Raw genomic sequence first — 14382 nt, 5'->3', positions numbered from 1 at the left:
AACGAAGTTGGATTCGGACGCGTGGCGTCCGGCGGTTCCAACTTAGTCGTTCGCGGGCCCGGCTTCCATCAGACGATGCCGATGCAGCCGGCTCATCGCGCCACGTGGGCGAACCATCCAACTACGCGCGTTGCCGTCGCCGCCCACAACGGCCGCACGAGCCAGCATGCCGCGGCCCATGCCAGGATCACCACAATCAGATCGCAGTGGCCGCTCTTCCACAAGTTCAGGGAATGGCGCCCCCAGATCCAGGGCACGCCCAACGGATTCGGCCAGTCCGCCAGCAGGTGCATCAGGCCGCCACAGGCGAAGCCGAACAGCAGCGGCGCCCACAGGTGCGCATGGCCCAGCGCCTGGTACGACAGAACAAGCACGGCTATCCAACCGATGCCCCAATGGGTGGCGGTGCGGTGCGTGATCCAGAGGCGGCGCGCACGGGTCCACCAGGCCACCTCCATCCAGTCAGGCGCGGTGCTGCCGGCCACCGCCGCGCAAAACGCCAGGATGCTGCCGAGATGTTCGAGAGACGTATGGGAAGCCTGTGCGACGAGGGTGGCGGCAATCAGGCCTGCTGCCCAGCCCGTCGCGTGATGGGCAGCATTGGAAGCCATCGACGAGATGCGGAAAACGAAGGACCGCATCTTCGCAATGGCGGCTTGCCGGGACAAGCCAAAAATTGCGACAAATTGCTAGCCGACTTGCAGCAGCAGCCCCTTGAGGTACTCGCCTTCCGGAAAGCTCGTCAGCAGCGGGTGGTCGACGCCGCCAGCCAGCCGGCGCTGGATACGCGCCGTGACCTTGGCATCGGCCGCCGCGCCCGCGACGATTTTCTGGAACAGGTCTGCGTCGATCGCACCCGAGCACGAATACGTGAACAGCAGGCCACCCGGTCGCAGCAACTGCATGCCGACGAGGTTGATCTCCTTATATGCCCGCGCCGCACGATCGACCTGCTGCGCCGACGCCGCAAACTTGGGCGGATCCAGCACGATCAGGTCGAACTGGCGGCCTTCCGCGCGGAAATTGCGCAGCGACTTGAAGACGTCCGCATCCAGCCATTCGGCACGCGCCGGATCGAAGCCGTTGAGCGTGACGTTGCGCTCAGCCACCGTCAGCGCCTCGCCCGACGAGTCGATCGACACCACCGAGCGCGCCCCGCCCTTGAGCGCCGCCAGCGAAAACCCGCCGGTGTAACAGAAGCAGTTCAGCACATCGCGATCGCGCGCCAAGGCGCCAACGAGCGCGCGGTTGTCGCGCTGATCGATGTAGAAGCCCGTCTTGTGGCCTTCGCGCACATCCACGTAGTAGCGCACGCCGTGCTCGGTGGCAGACAGGTCGGCGGCAGGTTCCGCACCGGCCAGCACACCGGTCATCTGCTCCAGGCCTTCGCGCTCGCGCACGCTCACGTCCGACCGTTCGTAGACGTTCGGGCAACCCGTCTCGTTGATGAGCGCGGCGATGATCGCCTGCTTCCAGTGCTCCACGCCCGCGGCGCTGAACTGGCAGACGAGCTGGCCCCCGTTACCATCCTTGCCTGCGCCGTACTGGTCGACGATCAACCCGGGCAGGCCGTCGGCTTCGCCCATGACGAGGCGCACGGCGTCGGTGTCGCGCACCCACGCGCGGCGGTACGCCACGGCGGCGGCAATGCGGCGCTTGAAGAATGCGTGGTCGACCGGCTCGGCTTCGTCGAACGACCACACGCGCGCGCGAATCTGCGAGACGGGGCTGAACGCGGCGCGCGCCAGAAACTGGCCGTTGTGCGCGCGCACGATGACGGTCGCACCGGAGGCCGGCTTGCCCTCCACGCGATCGATGGCGTTGGCGAAAATCCACGGGTGCCGGCGCAGCAGCGAGCGCTCCTTGCCGGGCTTCAGAATCAGGGTTTGCATACGACTGGGGATGGGGCGCCCGAAGGCTCGGGCAATGCGCTACTTCTTCTTCGCGCGGGGATGCGCCTGATCGTAGATCTTGGCCAGGTGCTGAAAATCGAGCGAAGTATAAACCTGCGTGCTGGCAATGCTGGCGTGCCCGAGCAGTTCCTGCACCGCGCGCAGGTCGCCGGACGACTGCAGCATGTGCGTGGCGAACGAATGCCGCAGCACGTGCGGGTGCACATCCGCCGGCACACCCGCCGCGATGGCGTTGCGCTTCATGCGCAATTGAATCTGCCGCTGCGCCAGCCGCTTGCCCCGCGGCGAGAGAAACAGCGCGTGCGCGTCTTCAGGTGCGGCGTCCGACTTGGCAAGCTGCGCGCGCACCGCCAGCCACGCAGCCAGCGCTTCCGTCGCCTTGGTGCCCACCGGCACGGTGCGCCGCTTGCTGCCCTTGCCGAGCACCTGCACCTCGCGCGCCTCCAGATCAAGCCAACTCGCCGATTCATACGCGCCGGCCTTCACGTGGCGCATGTCGAGGCTGACGAGCTCGGAGAGCCGCAACCCGCACGAATAGAACAGCTCGTTGACGGCGCGGTCGCGAATCGTCTCGGCGTCGTCGCCGGGCAATTGCTCCATCAGCGCAACAGCTTGCTCGACGGACAACGCTTTCGGCAGCCGCTTCGGGCTCTTCGGGGCGCGTACGCCATCGACGGGATTGGCGGTGACAGCGGCATCGCGCAGCGCCATCCATTTGAACCAGCCGCGCCACGCCGACAGCGCCCGCGCAATGCTGCGACCGGACAAACCGTCGCCATGCAGCTGCGCCATCATGCGGCGAATGTGGTGCGACTGCAGTTGCGTCAGGTCGATATTGGCGGCGTGCTGCGCACCCAGGCGCTGCAACACGGCCAGCTCGCGGGTGTAGCTCTGCAGCGTATGCGGCGAGAGCTGCCGCTCGAATTTCAGCGCATCCAGGTACGCCGCAATCTGCGGATGCGGCGCTTGGGCGCCATGGTCATCGACGGATGCGGATTGCGGCATGCGGCGGGCTGCGCTCAGTCGCGCAGGCGGTTGAGCGCGGCAGCGGCCAGTTCGCCGATCTGCGCGAGGTAGGTCGTGCCCATGCCGTCATGGAAGCGGCGGGCGTCCGGCGAGCCGAGCACCAGCAGGCCGAATGCCGGCGCGGCGCTGGCGTCGGCATCACCACGCACCGGCACGCGCAGCGTGACGATGGCGAGCGATTCGATCGGTGCGCCGCCGGTATCCGACGTGTCGAGCCAGCCGGCGGCTTCAAAGCCCGCATTGGCGCCGCAATACGGCGCACGCAGGCCGGCCGCAAACAGGCGCACTTCCTCGCTCACGCCCTGCGCGACTTCCAGGTGCGCGAATTCTTCGCCGACCTGCCACACGCGCAGCGCGACAGCCGGCACGTCAAAGATTTCACGCAGACCATCCTGCACGGCATAAGGCAACGCATGCGTGTCGGCCTCCCCCAGCAGGCGCGCCGTCCATGCGTGCACGCGCTGCTGCGTGCGGTCGTTCTCGTTGCCGTGGCGCATCAGGTCCGACAGCTTGAGCTCGAGGTGCTTGTTCTTGTCGCGCAGGATTTCCATCTGGCGCTCCTGCAGCGACACCGCGCGATGGCTGTGCGGGCTCGTCAGTTGAATGGCGGCCAGCAGCTCGGCGTGCTCTTCAAAGAAGGCCGGATGCGCCTGCAGGTAGTTGGCGACGTCTTGTGCGTTCATCGTGGAGGTGCTCATCAGGCTGCGCCCAGTTTCTTCTTCAGCAAATCGTTAACTTGCGCGGGGTTGGCCTTGCCGCGCGTGGCCTTCATGGCCTGACCGACCAGCGCGTTGAATGCCTTCTCCTTGCCGGCGCGGAATTCCTCGACCGACTTGGCATTGGCTGCCAGCACGTCGTCGATGATCTTCTCCAGCTCGCCCGAATCCGACATCTGCTTCAGGCCCTTCTCGGCGATGATCGCGTCGGCATCGCCACCGTGCTCGCCTGCCCACATGGCGGGGAAGACGTCCTTCTTGGCGGTGTTGTTGCTGATCGTGCCGTCGGCAATGCGTGCGAGCAGCTTGGTCAGTTGCGCAGGCGACACCGGCGCAGCGTCGATGTCCAGATCGGCGCGGTTCAGGTTCGAGGCGACCTCGCCCATGATCCAGTTGGCGGCAGCCTTGGCGTTCGCAGCGCCCGCATCGGCCACGACGGCCTCGAAGTAGGCAGCCGTCGCTTTGGTGGCGGTCAGGATGCTGGCGTCGTACTTCGGCAGGCCGTACGCCGACTCAAAGCGCGCAGCCATGGCCGCCGGCAGTTCGGGCAGAGTGGCGCGCACACGCTCGATCCAGTCGTCGCCGATGACGAGCGGCAGCAGGTCGGGATCCGGGAAGTAACGGTAATCCTGCGCGTCTTCCTTGCTGCGCATCGAGCGCGTTTCCTTGCGGTCCGGGTCGTACAGGCGGGTTTCCTGCACCACGGTGCCGCCGTCTTCGATCAGCTCGATCTGGCGGCGCACTTCATAGTTGATCGCCTCTTCCAGGAAGCGGAACGAGTTGAGGTTCTTGATTTCGCAGCGTGTGCCGAACGGTGCGTCCGGGCCGCGGCGCACCGACACGTTCGCGTCGCAGCGGAAGCTGCCTTCCTGCATGTTGCCGTCGCAGATGCCCAGCCACATCACCAGCGCGTGCAGCGCCTTGGCATAGGCCACGGCCTCGGCGGCGCTGCGCATGTCCGGCTCGGTCACGATTTCCAGCAGCGGCGTGCCGGCGCGGTTCAGGTCGATGCCTGTCATGCCGGCAAAGTCTTCGTGCAGCGATTTGCCGGCGTCTTCTTCCAGATGGGCGCGCGTGAGCTGCACGGTCTTCTCATAGCCGGGCTGGCCGTTCTTGCCTTCCACCTGGAAGGTCAGCGTGCCGCCCTGCACCACCGGAATTTCGTACTGGCTGATCTGGTAGCCCTTGGGCAGATCAGGGTAGAAATAATTCTTGCGCGCGAAGATGCTCTTGGGCGCGATCTTGGCGCCGATGGCCAGGCCGAAGACGATGGCGCGCTCGACGGCGCCTTTGTTCAGCACCGGCAGCACGCCCGGCAGCGCCAGGTCAACGGGCGCCGCTTGCGTGTTGGGCGCCGCGCCAAAGGCGGTGGACGCGCCGGAGAAAATCTTCGAGACCGTCGAGAGCTGCGTGTGCGTCTCGAGGCCGATCACCACTTCCCATTGCATGTTGCGTGTGTCCTGTCGATTGTTGTGGTGTGAATGTCTAGGTACTCAGGTATTCCGGTATTCAGGTGTTCTTGCCTGGTGCGATCAGGGGTGCGGCGCATCGAGCCACGCCGCGAGCTTCGCGAACGCGGCCTCGCGCGCTGCCGGATCGCCACCGACGGTGACCGTTCCGTAGCGACGTCCCTTCGGGACGCCGTTGCGCTCCGTGACCGGCGCCGTGCCGTCGAAGCCGTGATACGCACCGCCAAACATGTCCAGCTCGAAACGGGCCTGCGGCTGCCGCGCCAGTACGGCCGTCTGCAGCGCCTGGCAGTGATCAGCCGGCGTCCAGTCGTCGTTGCCGCCGGCCAGCAGCAGCAATGGCGCATTCAGCCGATAGTCCGGCCGCTTCTGCGCCGACGCACAGCCGGGATAGAACGCGACCGCGCGATTAACCGGGGGCGTATCTGCGGGCCAGGCGCGGCTGGCGTCGACGGCCTCCAGCACAGCCTGCGCGCCGTTGGACCAGCCGAGCAGTACGATGCGGCGCGCGTCCACGCCCGGCTGCCCCGCCACCCAGCGGATCGTTGCCAGCACGTCGGCGCGGCGCACCGCGCCATTGATATCGCGCGTGGCGGTGCGTTCGGTGCAGATGCCGTGGGGTTTGCCGCGCGGGCCGAAACTGTCGGGAAACACCACCGCGTAACCACGCGCACCCAGCCACTGCGCATAACCGCGATACCGCGAGCCCAGTGCCCTGACATCCGCCCCGGCCGGCGTGTAGAGGCCGCTGCAGCCGTGCAGCGCGATCACCACCGGCGCACCGGTCGCCGGCGCCTTGAGGGGCGATGCGACCCAGTAGGCGGTCAGCGTTTGCGGTGCATCCTCTGCGTCTTTCATGGACGCACGCGGAATTTCCACCGTCTGCACGCCAAGCTCCGCCGACGACAGCGCACGCGCAGCGGGCATATCCGGCAGGGCACCTTCGGCGTCCGGCGTCGGTTGCGCGACGGCGTGCAACGCCAGCGCGCCCGCCAGCGCCGCCAGCACACGAAGCGATGTCCGCGTCACCGGGCATTCCGGGCGCACTGGCCCGTTTGCGGGTCGAACATCACCGGCCAGGCTTCTTCGTAGATGCCGGGCGTGCAATGCGCCTCGCAGTTGGCGTGCGCCAGCGTGACGCGGCGCGGGTCCTGCCAGACCATCAGCGTGCAATTGCCGTAGCGCTCGCGCAGCTCGATGCTGGGGCGGCGCTTGGTCTGCCGGAACGTCGACAAATCGAACTGACACGAACCGCGCCGGCCGACCCACAACTGCCATTGCATGGCGCTGACATTGTTGTCGGCCACGGTCAGCGTCGCCTGCTCGCGGAAACCGTCTTCTTCGGTCTGGCTGCAGTAGCCGTTGACGTCGATGCGGCGGTCGGAAATCGGCGGCGGCTTGGTCGTCGGGCGGCTGATGCCCGGAATCGACGGCAGCGGAATCGGCACGCACGCCGCCAGCAGGCCGGCGGCAAGCGCCAGCCCGAGTGCAGTGCGGATGCAGTGGTTCATGCGTGCCTCCTGCATGGAGCGGATACGTCTGTTCGGGCCTCAAGCCGCCGGCTGGGGGTGGTGCCAGTCGGTCGCCTGCTGGAACGCATGCGCAATCTGCAGCATGCGTGCCTCTTCAAAATAGTTGCCGATGATCTGCAAGCCAACCGGCAGACCGTTGGCGCCAAAACCGGCCGGCACGCTCATGCCCGGCAGGCCGGCCAGGCTGGTCGACAGCGTGTAGATGTCGGCCAGGTACATCTGCACGGGGTCGCTCGTCTTCTCGCCCAGTTTCCAGGCGACGGTCGGGGCCACGGGGCCCATGATCACGTCGCACTGGCGGTTGGCACCGGCCAGCACGTTCTGGAAATCCTGCGCGATGATCCGGCGAATCTTCTGCGCCTGCAGGTAATAGGCGTCGTAATAACCGTGGGACAGCACATAGGCACCCACCAGGATGCGGCGCTTGACCTCCCAGCCGAAACCTTCAGCACGGGACTTGCGGTACATGTCGGCCAGATCGCGGTATTCCGCCGCGCGGTGGCCGTAACGCACGCCGTCAAAGCGCGACAGGTTCGACGAAGCCTCTGCCGGAGCGATCACGTAGTACGTCGGGATCGACAGCTCGGTCTTCGGCAGGCTGATGTCGACCAGCGTGGCGCCGAGCTTTTCCAGCTCGGCCAGCGCGGCGCGTACCGTGGTGCGTACGTCATCGGCCAGGCCTTCGCCAAAATACTCCTTGGGCAGACCGATGCGCAGGCCGGCCAGCGGGCGTGCGGCATCTGCGCCTTGCAGCGGCTGGCCGAGCAGGCGGCCGAAGTCTTCCACGTCGCCACCGCGACCGGGTTCCAGACTGGTGGAATCGCGTGGGTCAAAGCCGGCCATGGCAGACAGCAGCAGCGCGCAATCTTCGGCCGTGCGCGCCATCGGGCCGCCCTGGTCCAGCGACGAAGCGAAAGCGATCATGCCGTAGCGCGACACGCGGCCGTACGTCGGCTTGATCCCGGTAATGCCCGAGAACGATGCCGGCTGGCGGATCGAGCCGCCGGTGTCCGTTCCGGTTGCAGCAGGCGCCAGATCGGCCGCCACCGCTGCCGCCGAGCCGCCCGACGAGCCGCCCGGCACGTGCTCGAGGTTCCACGGGTTCTTGACCGCGCCGAACGCCGAGTTCTCGTTGGACGAGCCCATCGCGAATTCGTCCATGTTGGTCTTGCCCAGCGTCACCATGCCGGCCGCGCCCAGGCGCTCGACGACGGTGGCGTCAAACGGACTGGTGTAATTGCCGAGCATCTTGGAGCCCGCCGTGGCACGCCAGCCGCGGGTGACGAACACGTCCTTGTGCGCGATCGGGACGCCGGTCAGCGGCGCCGCGTTGCCGGCCGCGATGCGTGCGTCGGCGGCCCGCGCCTGGGCAAGCGTCGCCTCGGCGTCGACATGGGTAAAGGCGTTGAGGTGCGCCCCGGCCTCGATGCGCGACAGGTAATGGCGCGCCAGTTCCTCCGCCGAAACCTCCTTGGCGGCGAGTTGGGCGGACAGGGCTTTGATCGTGGATGCGGTCATCGAATACGTTCGGATGGGCTGCCGGCAGCGGCCGGCGACGTCGAATGGAGTGGGCTCAAGACAAGCGCGGACGCGCCGTTTACGCGAATTACCGCGCGTTACTCGATCACCTTGGGCACGAGGTACAGACCGGCTTCGGTGGCCGGGGCGCATTGCTGGTAGTCCGCACGGCGGTCGGCCTCGGTGACGGCATCGTCGCGCAGACGCTGGGCTTGCGCCTGGACCTGCTCGATCGGGTGGGCCATCGGCTCGATGCCGGTGGTGTCCACGGCCTGCATCTGCTCGACCAGCGAGAAAAACTGGTTGAGCTGCGTGAGGGTCTGCGCGGCCTCGCCTTCGGAGACTTCGATACGGGCGAGATGGGCGATGCGTTTGACGTCGGAGAGTTCGAGTGCCATCGGAGTGGATCAGTGAGTGCAGCGGCGGGCGGGCAGCATGAGCGGCTGCGGCAAGCGACGGGTACTGCGCGCAACGCACGCGCAGGTGGGCCCCGGATGTGCCGATTGGCCGCAAAATTGGAGGCAAACGCCCGCGAAACGCTCGAATTATAAGGTATGATTGCCGACTAAATTTCTAAGTCAGCAGGCGACTTCGTGCAGTCACGGACCCTCTGATTAAGTACCCCGGGAACCTCCCGGCAGTCGCACCGTCAGCATCAGGCGACACTTAATCAAAGGTTCCTTGGGGGCCCCCTCTCCGGGCGGCCCAGCCTCGGCAGGATGGCCAGTGCCACGGCACCCCACCGTCGATCACCACGGAGCCCGCGACATTCCCGGGAGCGCAGTAGCAGGATCGGACCGCATGGCATGCCCTTGCGACGTCCGCGCGTAGGTGCAGCCGTAGCACCGCAATCCTGCTGCTGGGCCGCCCATGACTCGAAAAACAGGATTCATTCGATGTTCGGCTTTTTGCGCAGCTATTTCTCCAACGATCTCGCGATCGACCTCGGCACTGCCAACACCCTGATCTACGTCCGCGACAAGGGCATCGTCCTTGACGAGCCGTCGGTGGTGGCCATCCGCCAGGAAGGTGGCCCGAACGCCAAGAAGACCATCCAGGCTGTCGGTAAGGAAGCCAAGCAGATGCTGGGCAAGGTGCCGGGCAATATCGAGGCGATCCGCCCGATGAAAGACGGCGTGATCGCCGACTTCACCGTCACCGAGCAGATGCTCAAGCAGTTCATCAAGATGGTGCACGACACCAAGCTGCTGCGCCCGAGCCCCCGCATCATCATCTGCGTGCCGTGCGGCTCGACCCAAGTCGAGCGCCGCGCCATCCGTGAATCGGCGCTGGGTGCCGGCGCATCGCAGGTCTACCTGATTGAAGAACCGATGGCCGCTGCCATTGGCGCCGGTCTGCCGGTGTCGGAGCCGTCGGGCTCGATGGTGGTGGACATTGGCGGCGGCACCACCGAGGTGGGCATCATCTCGCTGGGCGGCATGGTCTACAAGGGCAGCGTGCGCGTGGGCGGCGACAAGTTCGACGAGGCCATCGTCAACTACATCCGCCGCAACTACGGCATGCTGATCGGCGAACAGACCGCCGAAGCCATCAAGAAGGAAATCGGCTCGGCCTTCCCGGGTTCGGAAGTGCGCGAGATGGAAGTGAAGGGCCGCAACCTGTCGGAGGGCATTCCGCGCGCCTTCACGGTGTCGTCCAACGAAATTCTGGAAGCGCTGACCGACCCGCTGAACCAGATCGTCTCGTCGGTGAAGATCGCGCTGGAACAAACCCCGCCGGAACTGGGCGCCGACATTGCCGAGCGCGGCATGATGCTCACCGGCGGCGGCGCACTGCTGCGCGACCTCGACCGCCTGCTGGCCGAAGAAACCGGTCTGCCGGTGCTGGTGGCCGAAGACCCGCTGACCTGCGTGGTGCGCGGCTCGGGCATGGCGCTTGAGCGCATGGACAAGCTCGGCAGCATCTTCTCGTACGAATAACGGGACCATGCGCCACGCCGATCCGCGTTCCGCTGTTGCGACCGATTTCGTGACTGCCGTTGTGGTCACGCCAGCCGCCTTCGCGGACCGCTGAGATGCGTCTCGCGCAGGTGCACCGTGCTCCGCCCACCCAGGGCTTGGGCACCGCACCAGCGCCACACCCAATCTGTTGCCGGCAGGCCGTTGACCTTGACGTTGACCGTCACGCGTCTGCCGTGCCCATTTGAAGCGTCCGGGTCATGGATTACTCCCCGCCGCCCCTCTTCAAGCAGGGTCCGTCCGCCACCGCGCGGCTGGTCGCTTTGCTCGCGCTTGCACTTGCCTTGCTGGTGATCGATGCCCGCATGTCCGTGCTGGGTGTAGTCCGGCAAGTCGTGTCGGTCATCCTGTACCCCGTCGAGCGCCTGGTGCTGATTCCACGCGATACGGCACGCGCCGCGCTCGATTACACCCAATCGTCCACCAGGCTGGCCGTCGATAACCGCAACCTGCGCGAATCGGCGGTTGCCCAGGCGCAGCAATCGCTGCGCGCCTCGCAGCTCGAAGCCGAGAACCGCAATCTGCGCACGCTGCTCAATCTGAAGCAGCACGCGGCGGTGCCCACGGTGGCGGCGGAAGTCCTCTACGAAGCACGTGACCCTTATACGCAGCGCATCGTGATCGATCGCGGCTCGAAGGACGGCGTGCGCGCCGGCTACCCGGTCATCGATGACCGCGGCGTGGTCGGCCAGGTGACGCGCGTGTCGCTGTTCGAATCGCAAGTCACGCTGCTAACCGACAAGGACCAGGCGATCCCCGTGGAGGTGGTGCGCAACGGCCTGCGCAGCGTCGCCTTTGGCGGTGCCCGACCGGGCGCGCTGGACCTGCGCTTCATGGCCGCCTCGGCCGATCTGCAGCAGGGCGACCTGCTCGTGACGTCGGGGCTGGACGGGGTCTATCCGGCGGGCCTGCCGGTGGCGCGCATTTCGCAAATCGAGCGCAAGGCTGATACCGCGTTCTCGCGCGTGATCTGCGAGCCGGTGGCCGGCATCCGCAGCAACCGGCACCTGCTGATCGTGAAGTACGAATCGGGCTTCCCGCCGCCGACGGATCTGTCGCCGCCGCCCGCAGCCAAAGGCAAGAACGCTGCCCGCGATGCCCGCGAAGAAAAGGACCGCGCCGCACGCGCCGCCGCCGAAGCCAATGTGCCGGCACCCGCGCCCGCAGCCGACGAAAACGCCCCGCCACCGCGCCCGACCGACGCCGACGGCAATCCGCTGGACACCGATTCAGCGCAAAAACGCTGAAGCGAGGCCATCGATCATGAACTCGCCCCAATATCTGCTGCGCCCGGTCAACCCTGGCTTCATCGCTTTCAGCTTCGTGCTGGCGTTCCTGTTCAACCTGATGCCGTGGGGCCACATGCAGTGGATTCCCGATCTGGTGGCACTGGTGCTGGTGTTCTGGAACATCCATCAGCCGCGCCGCGTGGGCATGGTGGTGGCTTTCCTGCTGGGCCTGTTGATGGACGTGCACGAAGCGCGCCTGCTTGGCGAACATGCGATGGCGTACACGATGCTGTCGTACTTCGCGATCACGATTCACCGGCGCGTGCTGTGGTTCACGGTGCTGTCGCAGGCGCTGCATGTGCTGCCGCTGCTGGTGCTGGCGCACGCCGTACCGATCGTCATCCGTCTGCTGATGGGCGCGCACCTGCCGGACTGGCAGGTCATCCTGCCGCCGCTGATCGAAGCCGCCCTGTGGCCGTTCGCCAACGCCTTCTTGCTGGCGCCGCAGCGTCGCCCGGAGAGCGTCGACGAAACCCGGCCCATCTAAGGCGGCCGACCTGATGCGCCCCGCTATTCGCCCTCACCTGGCATGACCGAAATCCGCAACGTCGAACAGGAGCTGTCGCGCTTCCGCCTGCGGCTGGCGGCGGCCGCCCTGTTCGTGCTCATCTGCTTCGGGCTGCTGCTGGCGCGTTTCTTCTGGCTGCAGCAGGTCAAGCACGAGCAGTACTCGGCCAAGGCGGAAGACAACCGCATCTCTGTCGCGCCCATCGAGCCCAACCGCGGCATCATCATGGACCGCAACGGCGTGGTGCTGGCGCGCAACTATTCGGCCTACACGCTGGAGATCACGCCGTCCAAGCTGCAGGACACGCTCGACAACACGATCGACCAGCTTGCCCAGGTCGTCGATATCCAGCCGCGCGACCGCCGCCGCTTCAAGCGCCTGATGGAAGACGCGCGCAGCTTCGAAAGTCTGCCGATCCGCAGTCAGCTGACGGACCAGGAAGTCGCGCGCTTCTCGGCGCAGCGTTTCCGCTTTCCGGGCGTGGACGTGCATGCGCGGCTGTTCCGCCAATACCCACTTGGCGAATCGGCGTCGCACGTGATCGGCTACATCGGGCGCATCTCCGAGCGCGACCTGGACCGCATCGACAACATGAGCGATGCCAACAGCCAGCCTGGCGTGACGTATGACCCGCGCAAGGATTCCAACAACTACAGCGGCACGGAGTACATCGGCAAGGTCGGCATCGAGCAGAGCTACGAGACCGAGCTGCACGGCCTGACCGGCTACGAAGAGGTGGAGGTGAGCGCGGGTGGCCGGCCGATCCGGACGCTGTCGACCTCACAGGCAACGCCGGGCAACAACCTGATCCTGTCGCTCGACATCAACCTGCAGCGGCTGGCCGAGCAGCTCTTCGGCAACCGGCGCGGGGCGCTGGTGGCGATCGAGCCAGAGACGGGCGACATCCTGGCCTTTGTCTCCAAGCCGACGTTCGATCCGAACCTGTTCATTGAGGGTATCGACAGCACGACTTGGGGCGAACTGAACAACTCGCCGGACAAGCCGCTGCTGAACCGGCCACTGCGCGGCACGTATCCGCCGGGCTCGACGTACAAGCCGTTCATGGCGCTGGGCGCGCTGGAGCTGGGCAAGCGCACGCCGCAGTGGGGCATGGCTGATCCGGGCTCGTTCACGCTCGGCAACCACACCTTCCGCGACGACGTGCCGGGCGGGCACGGCTGGGTCGACATGTACCGCTCCATCGTGGCGTCGTGCGACACGTATTACTACCGGCTCGCCAACGACATGGGCGTCAATGCCATCCACGATTTCATGAAGCCGTTCGGCTTCGGGCAGGTGACGGGCATCGACATCGAGGGCGAGCGCACCGGCATCCTGCCGTCCACCGACTGGAAGCGCAAAGCCTACAAGCGCCCCGAGCAGCAGAAGTGGTACGACGGCGAAACCATCTCGCTGGGCATCGGCCAGGGCTACAACAACTTCACCATCCTGCAGCTCGCGCATGCGATTTCGACGCTGGCCAACAACGGCGTGGTGATGAAGCCCCACCTGGTAAAGGCGGTCGAAGATTCGCTGTCCAAGTCGCGCGCGCTGACGGTGCCGACCGAGAGCTACCGGATTCCGCTCAAGCAGGCGAACATCGACGTGATCAAGCGCGCCATGGTGGGCGTGAACCAGGCCGGCACGGCGGCCAAGGCGTTCATCGGCGCGCAGTACGTGTCGGCGGGCAAGACCGGTACGGCGCAGGTGTACTCGCTGGGCAAGAACGAGAAGTACAACCACCACGCCATTCCCGAAAACAAGCGCGACCATGCGCTGTTCGAGGCTTTCGCACCGGCGGACCATCCGAAGATCGCGCTGGCGCTGATCGTGGAAAACGCCGGCTTTGGTGCCGCATCGGCCGCACCCATCGCACGCGCGGTCATGGACTATTACCTGACCGGCAAGTGGCCTGCGGAACTGGCCGCCACCGCACCGAAGCCCCAGCAGCAACCGCCGGTGGATACGCCCAGTGTGTTCTCGACCGGCAAGACGGCCACCATCGCCAGCGCGACGGCTGCGCCGCAGGTGACCGCAGAGCCGGCATCCGGGGTCGCTGCTGCTTCGGGCGTGGCAGCCTCCGCCGCCAGTGCGGTGGCCGCCGCTTCGGCGCCGGCAGCGTCGTCGGTGGCAGGGGGCACCACACGCGGTGTGCCGCCGCTGTCGCCGGACCTGGTAGCCCCGGCCCTGCGCGAGGCTGGCACCAGCGCCGAAGCCGTCGCCCCGGCCACCCTGGACGCCCAGGTGCTGCAAGCGCTGTCGCATGCACAACCGGCGCCCGAACTGCCACCGCGCGGACGGGGCAACGCTGCCGCACCGGCTTCGGCTCCAGCGACCACGCCAAAGGGTGCGAAGGACACCAAGCCGGGCAACAAGCCGGCACCGAAGCCCGCGCAGAAACCGGCCTCCAAGCCGGCCGCGCCCTGATATTT

At 66.5% G+C, this 14382-nt stretch carries 13 protein-coding genes; 4 read left to right on the top strand and 9 right to left on the bottom strand.

The window, feature by feature from the left end; translation table 11 throughout:
* Nucleotides 1–92 precede the first annotated feature (92 nt).
* The 9 genes from CFE42_RS15230 to gatC form a co-directional block, all read right to left on the bottom strand.
* On the bottom strand, nucleotides 93–611 hold the full coding sequence (locus CFE42_RS15230) for a metal-dependent hydrolase (protein WP_024541963.1): 519 nt from the start codon (nucleotides 609–611) through the stop codon (nucleotides 93–95).
* Between the two features lie 78 nt (nucleotides 612–689).
* Complete coding sequence (locus tag CFE42_RS15225) at nucleotides 690–1892, bottom strand: class I SAM-dependent rRNA methyltransferase (RefSeq protein WP_004628277.1); 1203 nt, start codon at nucleotides 1890–1892, stop codon at nucleotides 690–692.
* 39 nt (nucleotides 1893–1931) lie between these two features.
* Nucleotides 1932–2918, bottom strand: a complete 987-nt coding sequence (gene xerC / locus CFE42_RS15220; protein ID WP_004628279.1) for a tyrosine recombinase XerC — start codon at nucleotides 2916–2918, stop codon at nucleotides 1932–1934.
* Between the two features lie 14 nt (nucleotides 2919–2932).
* Complete coding sequence (locus CFE42_RS15215) at nucleotides 2933–3622, bottom strand: DUF484 family protein (RefSeq protein ID WP_037043817.1); 690 nt, start codon at nucleotides 3620–3622, stop codon at nucleotides 2933–2935.
* A 14-nt stretch (nucleotides 3623–3636) separates the two neighbouring features.
* Nucleotides 3637–5103 carry an Asp-tRNA(Asn)/Glu-tRNA(Gln) amidotransferase subunit GatB gene (gene gatB / locus CFE42_RS15210; RefSeq protein ID WP_004628283.1) on the bottom strand — a complete coding sequence of 489 codons (1467 nt, stop codon included), beginning with the start codon at nucleotides 5101–5103 and terminating at the stop codon, nucleotides 3637–3639.
* Between the two features lie 84 nt (nucleotides 5104–5187).
* The gene (locus tag CFE42_RS15205; protein ID WP_004628285.1) at nucleotides 5188–6153 is read right to left on the bottom strand and encodes a dienelactone hydrolase family protein; all 966 of its coding nucleotides are present in this window, start codon (nucleotides 6151–6153) and stop codon (nucleotides 5188–5190) included.
* Nucleotides 6150–6635 carry a hypothetical protein gene (locus tag CFE42_RS15200; protein ID WP_004628287.1) on the bottom strand — a complete coding sequence of 162 codons (486 nt, stop codon included), beginning with the start codon at nucleotides 6633–6635 and terminating at the stop codon, nucleotides 6150–6152. The genes CFE42_RS15205 and CFE42_RS15200 overlap by 4 nt, the downstream gene beginning before the upstream one ends.
* A 39-nt stretch (nucleotides 6636–6674) precedes the next feature.
* On the bottom strand, nucleotides 6675–8174 hold the full coding sequence (gene gatA / locus CFE42_RS15195; protein WP_004628289.1) for an Asp-tRNA(Asn)/Glu-tRNA(Gln) amidotransferase subunit GatA: 1500 nt from the start codon (nucleotides 8172–8174) through the stop codon (nucleotides 6675–6677).
* A 98-nt stretch (nucleotides 8175–8272) separates the two neighbouring features.
* Nucleotides 8273–8572, bottom strand: a complete 300-nt coding sequence (gene gatC / locus CFE42_RS15190) for an Asp-tRNA(Asn)/Glu-tRNA(Gln) amidotransferase subunit GatC (RefSeq protein ID WP_004628291.1) — start codon at nucleotides 8570–8572, stop codon at nucleotides 8273–8275.
* A 498-nt stretch (nucleotides 8573–9070) separates the two neighbouring features.
* Between gatC and CFE42_RS15185 the strand changes: the two genes are divergently transcribed.
* The 4 genes from CFE42_RS15185 to mrdA all read left to right on the top strand — a co-directional run bounded on the left by CFE42_RS15185 (nucleotide 9071) and on the right by mrdA (nucleotide 14377).
* The gene (locus CFE42_RS15185) at nucleotides 9071–10114 is read left to right on the top strand and encodes a rod shape-determining protein (protein WP_004628293.1); all 1044 of its coding nucleotides are present in this window, start codon (nucleotides 9071–9073) and stop codon (nucleotides 10112–10114) included.
* 239 nt (nucleotides 10115–10353) lie between these two features.
* On the top strand, nucleotides 10354–11400 hold the full coding sequence (gene mreC / locus CFE42_RS15180) for a rod shape-determining protein MreC (protein ID WP_004628295.1): 1047 nt from the start codon (nucleotides 10354–10356) through the stop codon (nucleotides 11398–11400).
* A 16-nt stretch (nucleotides 11401–11416) separates the two neighbouring features.
* The gene (gene mreD, locus CFE42_RS15175) at nucleotides 11417–11929 is read left to right on the top strand and encodes a rod shape-determining protein MreD (protein ID WP_004628297.1); all 513 of its coding nucleotides are present in this window, start codon (nucleotides 11417–11419) and stop codon (nucleotides 11927–11929) included.
* Nucleotides 11930–11971: 42 nt separating this feature from the next.
* Nucleotides 11972–14377 carry a penicillin-binding protein 2 gene (gene mrdA / locus CFE42_RS15170; RefSeq protein WP_004628300.1) on the top strand — a complete coding sequence of 802 codons (2406 nt, stop codon included), beginning with the start codon at nucleotides 11972–11974 and terminating at the stop codon, nucleotides 14375–14377.
* The last annotated feature ends 5 nt before the right edge of the window (nucleotides 14378–14382 follow it).

The sequence above is a fragment of the Ralstonia sp. PBBBR1 genome (assembly GCF_002256165.1).
GTDB classification, from domain to species: domain Bacteria; phylum Pseudomonadota; class Gammaproteobacteria; order Burkholderiales; family Burkholderiaceae; genus Ralstonia; species Ralstonia thomasii.
The sequence above is the reverse complement of the archived record's forward strand: the minus strand, read 5'-3'. Positions and strand labels throughout refer to the sequence as shown.

Excerpts from the sequence above, each read along its gene's own strand:
- CFE42_RS15230 (WP_024541963.1), bottom strand. The coding sequence starts at position 611 with ATGGCTTCCAATGCTGCCCATCACGCGACGGGCTGGGCAGCAGGCCTG.
- CFE42_RS15225 (WP_004628277.1), bottom strand. The coding sequence starts at position 1,892 with ATGCAAACCCTGATTCTGAAGCCCGGCAAGGAGCGCTCGCTGCTGCGC.
- xerC (WP_004628279.1), bottom strand. The coding sequence starts at position 2,918 with ATGCCGCAATCCGCATCCGTCGATGACCATGGCGCCCAAGCGCCGCAT.
- CFE42_RS15215 (WP_037043817.1), bottom strand. The coding sequence starts at position 3,622 with ATGAACGCACAAGACGTCGCCAACTACCTGCAGGCGCATCCGGCCTTC.
- gatB (WP_004628283.1), bottom strand. The coding sequence starts at position 5,103 with ATGCAATGGGAAGTGGTGATCGGCCTCGAGACGCACACGCAGCTCTCG.
- CFE42_RS15200 (WP_004628287.1), bottom strand. The coding sequence starts at position 6,635 with ATGAACCACTGCATCCGCACTGCACTCGGGCTGGCGCTTGCCGCCGGC.
- gatA (WP_004628289.1), bottom strand. The coding sequence starts at position 8,174 with ATGACCGCATCCACGATCAAAGCCCTGTCCGCCCAACTCGCCGCCAAG.
- gatC (WP_004628291.1), bottom strand. The coding sequence starts at position 8,572 with ATGGCACTCGAACTCTCCGACGTCAAACGCATCGCCCATCTCGCCCGT.
- CFE42_RS15185 (WP_004628293.1), top strand. The coding sequence starts at position 9,071 with ATGTTCGGCTTTTTGCGCAGCTATTTCTCCAACGATCTCGCGATCGAC.
- mreC (WP_004628295.1), top strand. The coding sequence starts at position 10,354 with ATGGATTACTCCCCGCCGCCCCTCTTCAAGCAGGGTCCGTCCGCCACC.
- mreD (WP_004628297.1), top strand. The coding sequence starts at position 11,417 with ATGAACTCGCCCCAATATCTGCTGCGCCCGGTCAACCCTGGCTTCATC.
- mrdA (WP_004628300.1), top strand. The coding sequence starts at position 11,972 with ATGACCGAAATCCGCAACGTCGAACAGGAGCTGTCGCGCTTCCGCCTG.